At 33.7% G+C, this 17,749-nt stretch carries 13 protein-coding genes and 1 pseudogene; 5 read left to right on the top strand and 9 right to left on the bottom strand.

Features of this window, described 5'->3' with window-relative positions; translation table 11 throughout:
- Positions 1-115: 115 nt before the first annotated feature.
- The 6 genes and pseudogenes from F0000_RS11035 to F0000_RS11010 form a co-directional block, all read right to left on the bottom strand.
- Positions 116-600 (bottom strand): annotated as a pseudogene (locus F0000_RS11035) (ISAs1 family transposase); the annotation flags it as partial.
- A 235-nt stretch (positions 601-835) separates the two neighbouring features.
- Positions 836-1,720 (bottom strand): bifunctional 5,10-methylenetetrahydrofolate dehydrogenase/5,10-methenyltetrahydrofolate cyclohydrolase, encoded by an 885-nt coding sequence (locus tag F0000_RS11030; protein ID WP_149624773.1) that lies wholly within the window; start codon positions 1,718-1,720, stop codon positions 836-838.
- A 46-nt stretch (positions 1,721-1,766) separates the two neighbouring features.
- The gene (ffh, locus tag F0000_RS11025; RefSeq protein ID WP_149624775.1) at positions 1,767-3,095 is read right to left on the bottom strand and encodes a signal recognition particle protein; all 1,329 of its coding nucleotides are present in this window, start codon (positions 3,093-3,095) and stop codon (positions 1,767-1,769) included.
- 439 nt (positions 3,096-3,534) lie between these two features.
- Positions 3,535-5,709, bottom strand: a complete 2,175-nt coding sequence (locus tag F0000_RS11020) for a fasciclin domain-containing protein (RefSeq protein ID WP_149624772.1) — start codon at positions 5,707-5,709, stop codon at positions 3,535-3,537.
- 146 nt (positions 5,710-5,855) lie between these two features.
- A complete protein-coding gene (locus tag F0000_RS11015) occupies positions 5,856-7,214 on the bottom strand; it encodes a fasciclin domain-containing protein (RefSeq protein WP_255452693.1) in 1,359 nt (452 codons plus the stop codon).
- A 201-nt stretch (positions 7,215-7,415) separates the two neighbouring features.
- The gene (locus F0000_RS11010; protein WP_149624770.1) at positions 7,416-8,087 is read right to left on the bottom strand and encodes a hypothetical protein; all 672 of its coding nucleotides are present in this window, start codon (positions 8,085-8,087) and stop codon (positions 7,416-7,418) included.
- Positions 8,088-8,185: 98 nt separating this feature from the next.
- Between F0000_RS11010 and F0000_RS11005 the strand changes: the two genes are divergently transcribed.
- The 3 genes from F0000_RS11005 (at position 8,186) to F0000_RS10995 (ending at position 12,168) form a co-directional block, all read left to right on the top strand.
- Complete coding sequence (locus F0000_RS11005) at positions 8,186-8,701, top strand: RNA polymerase sigma factor (protein WP_188112089.1); 516 nt, start codon at positions 8,186-8,188, stop codon at positions 8,699-8,701.
- Positions 8,702-8,764: 63 nt separating this feature from the next.
- Positions 8,765-9,670 (top strand): FecR family protein, encoded by a 906-nt coding sequence (locus F0000_RS11000; RefSeq protein ID WP_149624768.1) that lies wholly within the window; start codon positions 8,765-8,767, stop codon positions 9,668-9,670.
- 140 nt (positions 9,671-9,810) lie between these two features.
- The gene (locus tag F0000_RS10995) at positions 9,811-12,168 is read left to right on the top strand and encodes a TonB-dependent siderophore receptor (protein WP_149624767.1); all 2,358 of its coding nucleotides are present in this window, start codon (positions 9,811-9,813) and stop codon (positions 12,166-12,168) included.
- Here F0000_RS10995 and F0000_RS10990 read toward each other — a convergent pair.
- Both F0000_RS10990 and argS read right to left on the bottom strand, forming a co-directional pair.
- The gene (locus tag F0000_RS10990) at positions 12,165-12,632 is read right to left on the bottom strand and encodes a GNAT family N-acetyltransferase (protein WP_149624766.1); all 468 of its coding nucleotides are present in this window, start codon (positions 12,630-12,632) and stop codon (positions 12,165-12,167) included. The genes F0000_RS10995 and F0000_RS10990 overlap by 4 nt on opposite strands.
- Before the next feature lie 298 nt (positions 12,633-12,930).
- Positions 12,931-14,709: an arginine--tRNA ligase gene (gene argS / locus F0000_RS10985; RefSeq protein WP_149624765.1), complete on the bottom strand. Its 1,779-nt coding sequence runs from the start codon at positions 14,707-14,709 to the stop codon at positions 12,931-12,933.
- Between the two features lie 142 nt (positions 14,710-14,851).
- Here argS and F0000_RS10980 point away from each other — a divergent pair, with 142 nt between their 5' ends.
- Positions 14,852-16,300, top strand: coding sequence for an SDR family oxidoreductase (locus tag F0000_RS10980; RefSeq protein ID WP_149624764.1), 1,449 nt, complete (start codon positions 14,852-14,854; stop codon positions 16,298-16,300).
- A gap of 57 nt (positions 16,301-16,357) precedes the next feature.
- Positions 16,358-16,984: a chromophore lyase CpcT/CpeT gene (locus tag F0000_RS10975; protein WP_149624763.1), complete on the top strand. Its 627-nt coding sequence runs from the start codon at positions 16,358-16,360 to the stop codon at positions 16,982-16,984.
- A 164-nt stretch (positions 16,985-17,148) separates the two neighbouring features.
- Here the strand turns inward: F0000_RS10975 and F0000_RS10970 are convergent, their stop codons facing one another.
- The gene (locus F0000_RS10970; protein ID WP_149624762.1) at positions 17,149-17,559 is read right to left on the bottom strand and encodes an Rrf2 family transcriptional regulator; all 411 of its coding nucleotides are present in this window, start codon (positions 17,557-17,559) and stop codon (positions 17,149-17,151) included.
- Between the last annotated feature and the right edge of the window lie 190 nt (positions 17,560-17,749).

The raw sequence follows: 17,749 nt of genomic DNA, 5'->3' as shown, positions 1-17,749 counted from the left end.
GTTTTTTTTTCCTTTCTACTTCGTTTAAAAAATAAACCGTAGCTATAGCTATGCTTGATTTTTTTGCCTTGCATAAAGAAAAAATAATTCAATGAATTTATACGAATTTTTTAATCACAAATCGTATAAGTTCTGGGATCGCAGTTATTTCATTAGATTTTTCAGCCGTTTTCACTTGACCTAGAACCATATTATTTTGGCAAGCCCAAGCACTTACCATATGAATTGGAGATTTTTTTCCGTGTGATTTTGCTCCTCGAATTGTCTTCCCATCAATAGCAATGATTTGCCCTTTGTGCTGACTGCTTACCGTAGTTACCCATTGGATAAAGTACTTTTCAAATTCCGTGCTATCGATTGCCGAAAACAATCTGTTTATAGTGTCTTCTGAAGGTATTGCGTTGGGTAATTCGAGAAATGTTTTAAGAAATGCTTCTTTTGACTTAGCAAACCCTACCATTTGTTTCCAAGTTTCTGCTCCACAAATTACTGAAATTATTCCGATAAGAAGGAGTCAATAAAATTGTGAAGTTGGTTTATATGGCTTCTAGGGCCTTCCATTTGACTAAAAATTGACTGTAGTGAATTTGTGTTTTTCAATATATATATATTATATTGATTATCAATATAATATACTCATTTTTAATCTAAAAAACCACTATTGACAAACTTAAAATCAAGTCTTTTAATACAAAAAAATACCCCAAAAATCAACTCGAAAAGTATGAGTTTGTCCTGAATATCATATACCACTACTCCACACACAAAAAAAAAACTCTAAAGAAAGTATCCTCCAGAGTTTTATATTTAGGCTTTTTACTTCTAAATCTATGTTTTATGAATTATTCCGATGCCGCTCTCTTGCTAATAAAGTATTCTTAAGAAGCATTGCAATTGTCATAGGTCCTACACCTCCGGGAACAGGAGTAATATAAGAAGCTTTTTTACTTACATTTTCATAATCCACATCTCCCGCAATTCTATATCCTTTTTCTCTTGATTCATCCGCAACTCTGGTAATTCCCACATCAATGACAACCGCATCATCTTTTACCATTTCTGCTTTCAAAAAATTTGGAACTCCTAATGCGGATATAACAATATCAGCCTGAGAGATAATCTGAGTAATATTTTTAGTATGACTATGTGTTAAGGTCACAGTAGAATTACCTGGCCAACCTTTTCTACCCATCAAAATACTCATAGGTCTACCTACTATATGACTTCTACCTATAACTACAGTATGTTTCCCCTTAGTGTCCACATTATATCGCTCTAATAACTCCAAAATACCAAATGGGGTCGCAGGAATAAAAGTAGACATATCTAATGCCATTTTACCAAAATTCATAGGATGAAAACCATCTACATCTTTATCGGGGTCAACAGCTAATAGTACTTTTTGAGTATCAATCTGTGGAGGTAGTGGTAATTGTACAATAAAGCCATCAATATCCTTGTTCTCATTCAACTCCTTTATTTTTGCCAATAATTCTATTTCACTTGTAGTACTTGGCATCTTTACCAAGGTAGATTCAAAACCTATTCTTTCGCAGGCTTTCACCTTACTACCTACATACGTAAGACTAGCTCCATCACTTCCAACTATAACAGCAGCAAGATGTGGGACTTTCTCACCCCTATCTTTCATCTTCTGAACTTCCTCAGCGATTTCATTTTTAATATCATTACTTACTTTTCTTCCATCTAATACTTCCATACGTTGTATTCCTGCTTTTTTTTGAACTATATTTTTGGAATAAATATTATTTCATTTTACCCATCATCTGCATCATGCGTTTACCGCCTCCGCCTTGCATCATTTTCATCATCTTACTCATCTGATCAAATTGCTTGAGTAATTGATTAACTTGTTGAACAGAGGTTCCTGAACCTTTTCCTATTCGTTTTTTTCTACTGGCATTAATCATTTGAGGTTTTGTTCTTTCATCAGGCGTCATAGAATGTATAATAGCTTCTATATGCTTAAAAGCATCATCATCGATATCCACATCTTTCATCATCTTACCAGCACCAGGAATCATACCTATAAGGTCTTTCATATTCCCCATTTTCTTTACTTGCTGAATTTGCTTTAAGAAGTCATCAAATCCAAATTGATTCTTAGCAATTTTCTTCTGTAACTTTCTTGCTTCTTCTTCATCAAATTGTTCTTGTGCCCGTTCTACAAGTGATACAACATCCCCCATCCCTAAGATACGATCAGCCATACGAGAAGGATAGAACACATCAATTGCTTCCATCTTTTCTCCGGTACCAATAAACTTAATAGGTTTATTGACTACTGATTTTATTGAAATTGCAGCTCCACCTCTGGTATCCCCATCTAGTTTTGTAAGAATTACGCCATCAAAATTCAAAACATCATTAAATGCCTTTGCTGTATTCACGGCATCCTGACCTGTCATAGAATCTACTACAAATAATGTTTCATCAGGTGTAACTGCTTTATGAATATTTGCAATTTCGGTCATCATCACCTCATCAACTGCCAAACGTCCGGCGGTATCAATTATTACAACATTAAAACCATTGGCTTTGGCATGAGCCAGCCCTGCTTTTGCAATTGCTACAGGGTCATTATTCCCTTTATCACTAAAAACTTCTATATCTATCTGTTCTCCAACTACATGCAATTGATCAATTGCCGCTGGTCTATATACATCACAAGCTACAAGTAATGGTTTTTTTGTTTTTTTAGTTTTAAGAAAATTTGCCAGTTTCCCAGAAAACGTAGTCTTACCAGAACCTTGCAGTCCAGACATCAACACTACTGATGGATTTCCTGAAAGATTAACTCCAACTACATCTCCACCCATCAATTCAGTCAGCTCATCTTTAACAAGCTTTACCATTAATTGTCCTGGCTTAAGGCTTTTTAATACATCTTGCCCTAATGCCTTTTCCTTTACTGAAGCCGTAAAATCTTTTGCAATTTTGTAGTTTACATCAGCATCAACCAATGCTCTACGAACTTCCTTAAGTGTCTCTGCAACGTTTACCTCAGTAATCTGACCGTGGCCTTTTAAAATATGTAACGCTTTATCTAACTTATCACTTAAATTATCAAACATATGCTTCTTCAGATTATAAAAGCCTACTTTTTTAGTAGACAGCTGCAAATTTAATGATTTGAAGCGTATTTATAAAGGAAGATTAATTGAATTATGAAAGTTGCAAAACAGAATAAATATAAAACTGCTTTTACTATGGAATAATTTAAACTTTTTTGATTCTATCGAAAAACAGTTATTTTTTGACTAATTGAAATATTTTTTGCACTTCATAAAGCTACTATGAACTAAGAAAAAGCCAAAAATTGAGTCAAAAAAAGCTATTGTTATAGCGAATTGAATAAAGACTTAAATCACTTCTATAAAAAAACTATCGGAAGACATGCAAAAACAGCATACTTCCGATAGCCGAAGTTCTAATTAAAAATTAATAAACTCTAAAAAAAACTCGAGGCGAACCTCCAGAAATCAGATCTCCTCTGGGTAATTAAATACTATTTTATTCTGTAAAAGATGGCGGTATTAAGACTCCTTTAATAATATGTATGATTCCATTAGAAGCGTCTATATTGGCTATCTTTACTTTAATCTCATGATTTAGTAATACTGCTCCACTGGCATTCATTTCAATAGTTACTTCTTCTCCCTGCAAAGTCGTTACTGTTTGCCCTGCCAATAAATCTGCAGCCGTAAATTTGCCACTTGCTACGTGATACAATAGCACTTCTTTAAGAGCGTCTCCTTCTGGAATAGCATCTAATGCCAAAAAAGCATTGTTAGTTGGTGCAAAAACCGTAAACGGCCCGTCTCCGCTTAATGCATCAACTAAATCGGCAGCTTGCAGTGCTCCTACCAATGTAGACAATTGTGGTGTTGCAATTGCTATTTCTACGATAGATTGTAAATCCGCAGGGGGTAATAAAACTCCATCAATCACATGTATAACACCATTAGAAGCTTCTATATCTGCAATACTCACCCGCACACTACCATTGAGTAAAACTTCTCCATCAATCATTGCGATACTTACTTCATCTCCTTGTAGCGTTGTGACTGTCTGACCGGCCAATAAATCTTCTGCTGTGAATCTACCACTTGCCACATGATATAATAACACTTCTGCAAGTGCATCTCCTTCTGGAATTGTTTCTAATGCTGCAAAGGCATCATTGGTTGGAGCAAAAACGGTGAATGGTCCTTCTCCACTTAATGCATCAACCAGATCTGCAGCTTGTAATGCTTCTACAAGTATAGATAACTCAGGAGTATCAACCGCAATTTCTACGATAGATTGTAAATCCGCAGGAGGTAATAAAACTCCATCAATCACATGAACAATACCATTAGAAGCCTCTATATCTGCAATACTCACCCGCACACTACCATTGAGTAAAACTTCTCCATCAATCATTGCGATACTTACTTCATCTCCTTGTAGCGTTGTGACTGTCTGACCGGCCAATAAATCTTCTGCTGTGAATCTACCACTTGCCACATGATATAATAACACTTCTGCAAGTGCATCTCCTTCTGGAATTGTTTCTAATGCTGCAAAGGCATCATTGGTTGGAGCAAAAACGGTGAATGGTCCTTCTCCACTTAATGCATCAACCAGATCAGCTGCCTGCAGTACTTCTACTAATGTCGATAATTCAGGAGTATCAATTGCTATCTCTACTATACTTGGTAGTGGTTGAAAAGAAGGCGGAATAAGCACCGCATCTATAATCTGAATTACTCCATTTGAACCTCCAATGTTCGCAGAAAGTAATTTTACTGTATCGTTGATAACTATTTCATTATTTCCATTCAGGCTTACTTTTATATCTTCTCCCTGAAGTGTTGTTGTTAATTCCTGACTTAATAATTCAGGGGTATTTAATCGTCCACTGGCTACGTGATATAACAAAATCTCTTTTAAGACATCTGCTTGAGGCACTTCATCCAAAGCATCGAAAGCTTCGTCTGTGGGAGCAAATACTGTAAATGGCCCTTCTCCGGATAATGGTTCTACTAAATCTGTAGCTTGCAATGCTCCTACCAACGAGGTAAATCTACCATCTTCTACAATAAGTTCTACTATAGATTTATTAGGAAAAATAACCTGGTTTAGAGTTGCACTCCAGTCTCCTCTTCCGATGCCAGCTCCAAATAATGTAAAACGCCCTGCTATATTTCCATTTTCATCAGTTCTTCCTAATCCAAATATTAGGTTTCTTCCTGGCGGATTGATAATTAAATAAACGATACCGTCACTAATAATTGCTCCACGAGCTCTGGCTCTAGTGCCATCAGGAAGTGTCAGTTTTCCTCTGAAAATTGTAAAACTTGCATGATATAATGTGTAATTAAGTTTTAATTCTCCTGATAATTCTGTTCCTTCCCCAGATCCACTTGTAACCGTAGCAGAAAAATCAAAGATTCTTTTTTCTCTACTTATACTATTTTTATTTTTTAATTCTGCTACTTCATCTTCTTCAGGTATTTGTAATTCTCCATCTATAACATTTTGGGTCATCTTCTCTATTTCATCAAAACTGATGATAGTAGATTCTTCAAATTCTAACTGTTCTGGCGGTGTTTCTGAGGTATCGTCGTTCTGACAGGATACAAAAAAACTCATTACAATAAGGCACAAGAAATGTACCGTTAATCCTTTGACTAGCGTTTTCATTTTGATTTTATTTTAGAAAATTAATAAACTAAATGTGTGTGAGAAAAAAGGGCATTGAGTCAAAAAAAGTGTATCTCACAAAATGCCCTTCACCTTGTATTCATTTGCAATATGTATTTTGAGGTAATATGGGTATTACAAGAATATTATCTTGTGGTAGGTAATAAAACCTGATCAATTGCATGGATTACACCATTGCCAGCTTGTACATCTACTACAATTATGTTACTAGCACTCATATTACTCCCGCCAGTAACACTTGGTGCTGCTGCATCTATAGTTACATCTCCATTTAGTGTAGTCACGGTACCAGTAGTTAAATCCGTAGACCGTACATTGGCCATACCAATAACATGATGTTGTAATATCCCGGCAATTACATTTTCATCTGTTGGCAATGGTTCTATTAGCATGAATGCATCGTTAGTAGGAGCAAATACTGTAAATGGAGCGGGATCTGTTCCATTCATTGTACTAAGAATGTCTACAAAATCAGTCGAAGGAGTTAATGTTGTTAATGCCGCTACTAAGGTTGAAAAATTAGCGTCTGCAGTTGCAAAAGTAACTACTGTTGGTAATGTAACAACAGCTCCTACTTTATGAATAACTCCATTTGATGCTACAATATCTGCCTCTGTTACATCAGACATTCCGTTGAATGAGACACCTGTATCTACATTAATATAGATACTCAAATTATTATCGGTGTCCGCATACGTAGCTAATGTATTATTATAGCTAGTTGATAATGTTGAAGATACATTTATTCCGGCAATCACGTGATTTAATAATATTTGTTCTAAAGCCGTTACTGCAACACCAGAAATATCACCTAATGCTGTAAAGGCAGCATTATCCGGAGCCAGTAAAGTCAAATTACTATCTATTCCACTTAATACTGCAGCAAAGTCAGTATCAAATCCAGTAGTAGTTGTTGCGACAGTTGCTAATGATGACAAATCACTATCTACCGCCACAAAAGTAAGCATTGTAGGTAAAGGTATTACTCTATCTACTGCATGGATTACCCCATTATCTGTCATAATATCAGGGGTAGTTACAGAAGCGTCACCATTGATTAGCACCGCACTATCAGCTGTATTAATAAACATACTAATATTCGAAGCTGTAGAAGGTTCTTCTGCCAGAGTACTTACATATCCCGTAGATAGCTCACCCGAAGTTACTGTACTTCCCAACACATGATTTAATAATAACTGATTTAATGTTTCTGTTGGCACGTCATCTATAGTTGCTGTACCTAAAAAAGCAGTAAATGCATCATTATTAGGAGCAAATACTGTAAAAGTTCCATTACCGTTTAGAGTTACATCAAGATTTGTTTTCTGTAAAGCTTCTAATAATAGGCTGTACTCGGCATTAGCTGTTACAAAATCTGTAATAGTCATTGTATCCGGGATAAATGTAGTATCATCATCATCACTACAAGAAACTATAGTAGTAATAAATAATGCGATAAAAGCTTTTTTGAGGAAATTTTTCATTTTCATTGGTTTATGATTATTAATTAACTGTTCGAGGATTAAACAACTCAGAATAAAAAACTCTTACCCTAAGAAATTGATTTAGCATTTATTTAACTTTTTGTTTACTGTTTTAGTTAAAAAGTTAAACAAAAAAAAGACTATTCCGGAAATAGTCTTCTTAATAACAACGTGAGAAGCAATTTATAGTATAAAAATTAACTATTCATCATTTTCATCACAAGATTTTGCGAATTCCAGAATAGTAGCTAATAATTCTTCGTTATGGGTAGCGTCCATATTTTGGTTATTGTATACTAATAGCTGGATTGGATACTTAATAGCTACGACAGTATTATCTTCAAGGTCTTCCATAAAACCAAAAACCTGAGTATCGTGTATAGCCTCGACAGTATTAAATATATTTGTATCCGGATTAAAGGTTACAAACCTGAAAGGGTACACAAAATCAACACATTCTATATCATCATCTGTTGTAAGACAGGTGGCAGCCAACCTATCCAATTGCTGCTGATTTTCTATAAACAGCTCTTCATAATCATGTCTTGTTATTGTAATAGGAAATTCAATCAAGATGTGGTCAGACAAACTTAATTGATTGTAATCTTCTAATTGACTAATTATTTTTTCCTGTTCATTCACATGTATTGTATATGGTAAATTGATACTATAACAATTTCCTTTATCTATAATATCATCAAAAGATCCATCATGAGTCACTACATTTTTCATAATGTTAGCTAATCTAGAATCTATCGGAATTGCATCATCTATGGTAGGATCAATCAATTCTCTTTCTTCTTCCTGACAACTCATCAATACAATTGAAAAAAAGAGTACCATCCCGAACCTCCATCTCATTTCCTTTTTCATAACCTTTTTCTAGCTTTTGTTTGTTATTATAACAATTAAGTCATCAAAACTCCCACTCTGGATAAGTTTTTTTTTAATTTTAAAAAAAAATAATTACAATGCCAAAAGATTTGTTCGAGAATGTTTGTGATGAAAAATTGTTTTCTGAGCTTTTTAAAAAACATTCCAAAAACCTTCACGATTTTATTTATTACAAATATGGTGACCATATAAATCCAAAAGATCAAGTACAAGAAGCATTTATAAAATTATGGGATAATTGTAAAAAAACACCACTCCAAAAAGCTAAAAGTTTTCTTTTTACAGTTGCCAATAATCTAACATTGAACCAAATAAAGCACGATAAAATAAAATTGAACTATCAGCAATTCAAAACTAATGATAGTACCAACCAAAATCCTCAATTCATTTTAGAAGAAAAAGAATATCTACAAAAATATCAAAAAGCATTAGCCAATTTAACAGAACCCCAGCGAGTGGCATTTCTTATGAATCGAACAGAAGGCAAAAAACATAAGGAAATTGCTGATTTACTGGGTATTTCCAGAAAGGCCGTAGAAAAAAGAATTTATGGAGCACTGGAAAAATTGAGAAAAGATATTGATGGAATCTAAAAAAAATGAAAAATAAGGTAGGAGTTTTTATTCTAAGATTGTTATAATACTAGTAAACTTGTTATGAAAAAGGAAGATCTTACAAAAAAGTGGTTGAATAATGATCAACTTACTAAGCAGGAATCAGAGACGTTTATGAGCTTAGACGTCTTTGATTCTTATGTGAAAATATCCGAAACCGCCAAGAAATTTAAGGCTCCGGTCTTTAATGTAGAAGAAAATTTTCAAGAGCTTACTACATATATCTCTTCTCACAAAAACACTGCTCATAAAAATATGTATAAGGTAGTTTTCTTGAGAATAGCTGCAATTTTTGTTGTGGTATTAGGCGTGTATTTTGCTTTTATCAATGAATATAATACTTCTATCAAAACATTGGCCGCCGAGAAAAAAGCTTTTGAATTGCCTGGTGCATCTTCTGTAAATCTAAATGCTGGATCTACAATAGTTTACAATGAAAAAAAATGGAAAACACAGCGAAAGCTAACCTTAGATGGAGAAGCTTTTTTTAAAGTAGCTAAAGGTAAAAAGTTTGAGGTACATACTTCTTCAGGAATTGTAACAGTCCTCGGTACTCAATTTAATGTAAAACAAAGAGATCATTATTTTGAAGTTCGCTGTTATGAGGGCTTAGTACGTGTTACATTTGATAATAACACCATCGAACTTCCTCCTGGAAACCTAATTAAAGTAATTGATGGTTCTCTGACGAATACGCCCTTTTCTTTAAGCAAACCAGATTGGACAGAAAACAGAAGTTCTTTTGTCAGTGTTCCTTTTTCGCAAATTATTGAAGAATTAGAAAGACAATATAATATAACGGTGACGACAAAAAATGTTGATCCTACTATTCTTTTTACTGGTAATTTTGTACATTCAGACATTCAAACGGCAGTGCAGTCTATTACGATACCAATGCGTCTGAATTATACTATTAACCATGAAAATGTAACTTTATATAAGGAGTGATCGAAACAAAAATCCTCGTTTTATTTACTCTCCTGAACTGTATTCTTTTTCGATCTTATTCTCAAACAGAAAAAGAACGGGTTCCTCTTATATCAATTTTAAACAATATTCAAGAAAAATTCGGATATAGTTTCTCCTATGTGGATAAAGAGTTGGAAAGTATTAGAATACACAAACCTTCTGATACACTTATGCTGGAAGAAACCATCAACTATTTAGAAGAAGCAACTCCTTTCAGGTATATAATTCTTGATAAAAACACGATCACTGTAAGCCTTCGAGATACAGTTTATCAAATATGTGGAACTGTTAAAGACCAAAATAATATTACCATATCTGAGGTAACAATTAAAAGTAAAAATAAAACTACGATTAGTAATGATCAAGGTGAGTTTATGCTAAAAGTTACTTCTCTTAATGAGATTATTACTATTACCCATTTAGGATATAAAACACGTACCATATCAGCTAATGATATAAGAGGCAAACCTTGTAAAACATTAAGATTAATTCCAAAAGTAGAGTACCTGAACGAAGTCATTTTAAGTGATTATCTAGTTAAAGGTATTGATAAACAAGCTGATGGTTCTATAACAATCGACTACAATAATTTTGGGATACTACCGGGATTAATCGAGCCTGATTTGTTACAAACTATTCAGGCATTGCCTGGGATTCTAAGTGTAAATGAAACCGTTTCTGATATCAATGTCAGAGGTGGAACCAACGATCAAAATTTAATACTATGGGATGGAATTAAGATGTATCAATCCGGTCATTTTTTTGGATTGATTTCGGCTTTTAATCCATATTTAACAAAAAACGTACAACTCTTCAAAAATGGCTCTAGTGCTGTATATGGAGATGGTGTTTCCAGTGTGATCTCGATGAACACCAGTAATACCATTAATCAAAATCTTGATGCCAGTATTGGGCTTAATCTTATTAGTGCAGACGCATATATTGATACCCCTATAAACAAAAAATCATCCTTGCAATTTGCGATAAGACATTCTATAAATGAGCTTATAGAAACCCCTACTTATGATCAATATTTTGATAAAGCTTTTCAGGATACAGAAGTCATCAATAATAACAACTCTAATGATCAATTTTCCTTTTATGATGCAAGTGTGCGCTGGTTATATCAGGTAACACCAAAAGACCTTATAAAAGTAAACGCTATTGTTATGCATAATAATTTAGTATTTCAGGAAAACTCGATGATAAATGAAACTGATATTTTTAGAGAAAGTAGTGCCAAACAAAATAATAGTGCGGGTGGTATTTTATATCAACGAAACTGGAATACTTTTTTTAAAAGCGATGTATTACTCTACGGTACCAACTATAGCCTGCAAGCCATCAATTCTGACATCGAAAACAATCAAAGGCTGTTACAAGAAAATGATGTATTAGAAAGTGGATTAAAAATTAATACTTCACTTGTAATGAATAATCAATTCAGCATAAAAAATGGGTATCAATTTAATGAAACCGGAATATCAAACTTACAAGATATAGACAATCCTACCTTTAGAGATCGTTCCAAAGAGGTGATCAGAACTCATAGTCTTTTTTCTGAAGCAACCTACACGTCTGATTCTGGCAATACCAATCTAAATATTGGCGTGCGCCTTAATTATTTTGAAAAATTCGATACATACGCGTTTGAGCCCAGGCTTAGTTTTCATAAACGTTTTGCCAATCATTTTACCTTAGAAGTTTTAGGAGAAATTAAAAATCAAACAACCTCACAGATCATTGATCTACAAAATGATTTTTTGGGTATCGAAAACCGAAGATGGATAGTATCTAATAATGATGACATCCCTATCATCAAAAGTGAGCAAACCTCTATTGGCGTAAGCTATAATCATTATAATTGGCTTATCAGTACCGATTTTTATTACAAAAACGTAAAAGGAATCATTACCCGAAGCCAGGGGTTTCAGAATCAATTTGAGTTTGAAAGAGATCACGGAAGCTATACCGTAACTGGTATTGATTTTCTTATCAATAAAAGGTTTAAAAATTTCAGCACCTGGTTGAGCTATTCCTATGCAGATAATGAGTATTCATTTAATAATTTAGCAGAAACTAATTTCCCAAATAATATTGATATCAAGCATAATATAAATTTTGCAACTGCATATAATCTCAAAAACTTTAAGCTTTCCAGTGGTATTAATTGGCATAGCGGAAAGCCTACCACAATCCCTAATCCAGACAACAGCATCGAGAATAACAATATAAATTATCAAAATGCTAATAATTCTCGATTAAAGGACTATATGAGAATAGATCTTTCTGCTACCTACAATTTTAAGATTACCAATAAAATCAAAGCTTTAGCGGGTTTATCTGTATGGAACATACTAAACCAAAAAAATATTTCTAATAATTATTATAGGATTACTGACCAAAACACACTTGAAGAAGTACAACAATTGGGATTAGGTTTTACTCCTAATATGGTGTTCAGGCTTACCTTTTAAAGTTTTTTTACTCCACTATACACAATCTCTTCTCCCCCTCCGGCAATCTTTTTTACATTTTCAATTATTTTAAAACCGTGTTTCTCAAAAAAAGACCTCGTTATAGTATTTACTTTTGTAGTTAAGGTATCAATACCGGATTCTTTTGCTACCTGTTCTATCGTTTCGTATAATTTTCTGGCAATACCCCGCCCTTGATAGTTCTGATGAACAAATATGTAATCTATAGTTCCATCATTATTCAACAAAAAAGAACCTACAATTTCTCCATTTAATTTTGCATTATACACAAAATCGCTAATAAATTTTTGTTTCCAATATTTTTTATCTGTTGCGAGTCTGGAGTATATTTTCACTTCGGATTTCGTGAAAATTTTGGAACCATAGATGGTTACTGTTTGATAAAACAAACGTTGCATTAAAGGTAAATCACTATCAGTTGCTCTTGAAATTTGATACTTCATTGATTAAAAAACAGAAGAAAAGCTTCTTTTTATTAGGGTAAAACGACATTTTACATAAAAATAGGGGTAAAAGATTTTAGAATAAAATTTTTAGTTAAAAAAAGTATAAAAAGACATGATTTTAACTAAAAAAACATATCACAAATACAGATAAACTCATATGAGTTATATAACTATTGTTTTTCACTTCATATTCATAGTGTTACATCTGGGTATTGAATTATTCCCCAACTATCTGTTTAGAAAAAAAACACAAAAACACCTATGCTACACTATCTTAAAGTCCCAATTACTTTGGTTACATGCGCTCCGGAACCTGAATCCCTAAAAGACCAAAGGCAGATTTTATAGTTGCTCCGACTGATGCAGAAAGTTGAACTCTAAATATTTTTTCATCTTCAGAATCTGCTCCAAATATAGATACATTCTGAAAAAATGAGTTATATGCTTTTACCAGATCATAGGTATAATTAGCAATAATAGCCGGGCTTAATTCCTGTGCTGCGTGTTGGATGATCTCAGGGTATAGCTCTAACTGTTTGATTAATTCTTTTTCTTTTGCTTCTAATGCTATATGCAGAACGACTGGCGTATAGTCAAACGTAGCTTTGCGCAAAATAGCTTGTATTCTGGCATAGGTATACTGAATAAACGGTCCGGTATTTCCTTGAAAATCCACAGACTCCTCTGGGTTAAACAATATTCTTTTCTTTGGATCTACTTTTAATATATAATATTTCAGAGCTCCTAAACCTATAGTGCCATATACATCACTCTTTTCTTCTTCAGAATACCCGTCTAACTTTCCTAATTCTTTAGAAATTTCTCCTGCTGTTGTTGCCATTTCTGTAATTAAATCATCAGCATCCACTACCGTTCCTTCTCTACTTTTCATTTTACCGCTAGGCAAATCAACCATTCCATAACTCAGGTGATACAGGTTTTCAGACCAATCATATCCTAATTTTTTGAGAATTTGGAACAATACCTTAAAATGATAATCTTGCTCATTACCTACGGTATAGATCATACCGCCAATATCAGGCTTGTCTTTTACCCTTTGTATGGCAGTACCTATATCCTGAGTCATATACACTGCTGTACCATCACTACGCAGTACTATCTTTTCATCCAGGCCTTCATCAGTGAGGTCACACCAGACAGAACCATCTTCTTTTCTAAAAAACACACCTTTATCCAAGCCTTCCTGAATCGTATCTTTTCCTAAAAGGTACGTATTACTTTCATAATAATAACTATCAAAATCTACACCTAATGATTTATAGGTTTGTTCGAAACCAGCATACACCCATTCGTTCATCATTTTCCAAAGTTTTACAACCTCAGTATCTCCTGCCTCCCATTTTCTTAGCATCTCCTGAGCTTCTTTTAGAAATGGAGCTTCTGTTTTTGCTTCTTCTTCTGTTTTACCAGTACTGACTAGTGCTGCTACTTCCTTTTTATATTCCTGATCAAACTTTACATAATAATTCCCTACTAACTTATCTCCTTTGAGACCTGTAGACTCCGGAGTTTCCTCATTACCATACTTTTGCCAGGCTATCATACTTTTACAAATATGAATGCCTCTATCATTAATTATCTGAGTTTTATATACCTTCTTACCACTAGCTTTAATGATTTCGGCAACCGCATAGCCTAATAAATTATTTCTAATATGTCCCAAATGCAATGGTTTATTGGTATTAGGAGAAGAATATTCGACCATCACTGCCTTTTGATCAGAACCTGAAGTTACAAAACCATAGTGATGTATATTTTTAATTTCTGCAAAGAAATTAAGGTAATACTGATCGTCAATAACCAAGTTAAGAAAGCCTTTGACTACATTATAAGAATTTATTTCTGATACATTTGCTACCAGATATGCTCCTATTGCCTCTCCTATCTGTACAGGATTCCCTTTTATGACTCTCAACATCGGAAAAACAACCACAGTAATATCACCATCGAACTCTTTACGAGTTCCTTGTAATTCTACTGATGCTAAGTTTGCCTGATACAATTCTTGTACTGCTAATTTTACCTTTTCTGAAATGCTTTGCTGTAATGTCATTGTTATTATGATGTTTGATATAAAAATCAGGCAGCAAAGATAGTAGAAATATAATCTTATACCGCTTTCTATTGATATCAATTCATTCACAGCTTTCAAACTTTTCCAGACAAGTAATTATTTGTAACTTATCCCTAAAAAGATGCGCATTTTACTTACGGGAGCAAACGGATATATCGGTATGAGAATCTTACCACTTTTGCTGGAAGCTGATCACGAAATAATTTGTTGTGTAAGAGATCAGGATAGATTTTCTATTGATCATGAAATGAAAAAAAGAATTTCGATCATGGAAATTGATTTTTTAGAAACGCCGGATCCTGATAAACTACCCAGAAATATAGACGTAGCTTACTATCTTATACATTCGATGAGCTCATCGACCACAGATTTTGATAAAAAAGAAGAAATCTCTGCCCAAAATTTTACGGTATATGTATCTCAAACTACGATCAAACAGGTAATTTACCTAAGTGGTATCGTGAACGAAAAAAACTTATCAAAACACCTATGGTCCAGAAAAAATGTAGAAGAAACCTTATATAAGGGCAATTATAATTTTACGGTATTACGATCAGGAATCATTGTAGGCTCTGGAAGCTCTTCTTTTGAAATCATTAGAGATCTTTGTGAAAAACTACCTCTTATGATCACCCCAAAATGGGTGAACACCAAAACGCAACCCATAGCTATTAGAGATGTACTAAATTTTATGATTGGCGTACTTGGTAATCCGCTATGTTATAATGAATCCTTTGATATCAGCGGCCCTAATATTATTACGTATAAGCAAATGCTTCTTCTTTATGCCAGAGTAAGAGGTATTAAATTATTTATTTTCACACTTCCGATTATGACTCCCAAATTGTCATCTTATTGGTTATATTTTGTAACCTCTACTTCATATAAACTTGCGCTGAATCTGGTGGACAGCATGAAAATACCTGTAATTGCTAATGACAACAAACTACAAGAAATATTGGACATTACACCAATGACGTATACTAAATCATTAGAACTGGCATTTATCAAAATTGAACAAAATCAGGTGGTATCCAGCTGGAAAGATTCTATGATTAGCGGACGTTTTGATCAAGATATACAAAAATATGTCACGGTTCCTAAAAAAGGATGCTTAACGGATATTAAAAAAATAAAAATAAAAAATACGGCACTTGTACTGGATAGAATTTGGGCAATTGGCGGAGAAACTGGATGGTACTATGGAGATTGGATGTGGAAAATAAGAGGGTATGTGGACAAGTTTTTTGGAGGTGTTGGCTTACGGAGAGGAAGGACCCATCCTCATAAAGTTTATTCTGGGGATGCTTTGGATTTCTGGAGAGTACTTGTTGCTGATAAAGAAGGAAAACGCCTTTTACTTTTTGCTGAAATGAAAGTTCCTGGTGAGGCGTGGTTAGAATTTGATATTGATCAAAATAATATACTCTATCAGACTGCCACGTTTAGACCGAGAGGTATCTGGGGCAGACTATATTGGTATCTAATGATCCCGTTTCATTACTTTATTTTTGGAGGAATGATTAAAAACATTGCCAATCACACTCCAAACAAGGGAAAACGCAACTAATCCCAACGTCTAATTGCGTTTCCCTCAGAAAATCATTAGTTTTGTTAAAAGAATTGCATGAAAAGATTATTGATGTTTTTTACTTCAATAGTATGTATGCTTGGTTGTGAATCTAATATAAATTATGACCCGGAGTTACATCATTTTGTCAACTTGTTATCTGGTGAATTTTCATCCAAAAAACAGGCTGACAAAGAGGCTGGATATCTTGAGATTCATCTTACAAACGCACCAATCTGGAAAGAACAACAAGATTATTGGTTTTACCAGGAATTCTATGACCCCAGCGATACAGAAAAGGTATACTATCAGAGAATTTTGAGAATAAAAAGAATGGATAGTCTCACAATTCGCAGTACTAATTATACCCTTCCTGACCGAAAAAAGTATTTGAATGGATGGAAGGATTTATCTGTTTTTAATAACCTATCTATTGATAGCATAAAAATCAGAGATGGATGCGATGTTTATTTCAGAAAAAAAACTTCTTCGATTTATCAAGGAAAAACCAATAACGGGACGTGCCTAAGCAAGTTCAGAGCAAACATGGCATACACCACAAGTCATATCGTAATCACTCATCATAAAATCTCTTCCTGGGACAGGGGGTATGATACAGATCGAAAACAAGTATGGGGAAAAATCCAGGGGCCTTATATTTATGAAAAAATCTCTGAAAACTAAAATGCTCTTGGAATAAGCTATGCAAGATTCTATCTTAAGAAACTACTTACCATTTTTCGTCCTATTGCTGATTTAGACTTAAAAAAAACTCAAATATAAAGACTACATTTTTTTATAAATAAAAAGAACAAGTGTAAATTAGGTAATTTAAATCAGTACAGATATTAATTCATAAAATCCGCCAAAGTTCTGTTTTCTAATACTTTTAAAGTATTATCTCTCACCTCGATCATTAGCTGATGTACCGTACAGGCATTCTCATCAGGACAATCATCACACTTTTCATAAAAATTAAGGCTTACACAAGGCAACATTGCAATAGGACCTTCTAATACTCTAATAATAGACGCCATCGAAATATATTCGGGTTCTTTTATCAGATAATACCCACCTCCTTTTCCCTTTTTTGAACCTAAAAATCCATTTTTACGAAGTGTCAGTAATATACTCTCTAAAAACTTTTGAGATATATTTTCGCTAGTAGCAATTTCTGATATCAAAACAGGATGCTCGCATTTTTTTCGCGCAATATAGGTGAGCGCTTTTAAGCCATATTTTGTTTTCTTAGAAAGCATAGTATTCTTTATTATACCTTCAAAAATAGTTAAAAGATATAACTTTGTATATTTACACCTTTTATCTGTTGAATTTACTGGAATAAAATGTCTTTTCCAGTATACGTTTCAGAATAAAAATAAACCGTAGCCATAGTCCTGCTATGCAGGATTTTTCTTCTTCGCTAAAAATCACCTTTTGCAATATATT

This window comes from Aquimarina sp. RZ0 (assembly GCF_008370685.1).
Taxonomy (GTDB): Bacteria; Bacteroidota; Bacteroidia; order Flavobacteriales; family Flavobacteriaceae; genus Aquimarina.
This window is presented reverse-complemented; position numbering and strand designations above follow the sequence as displayed.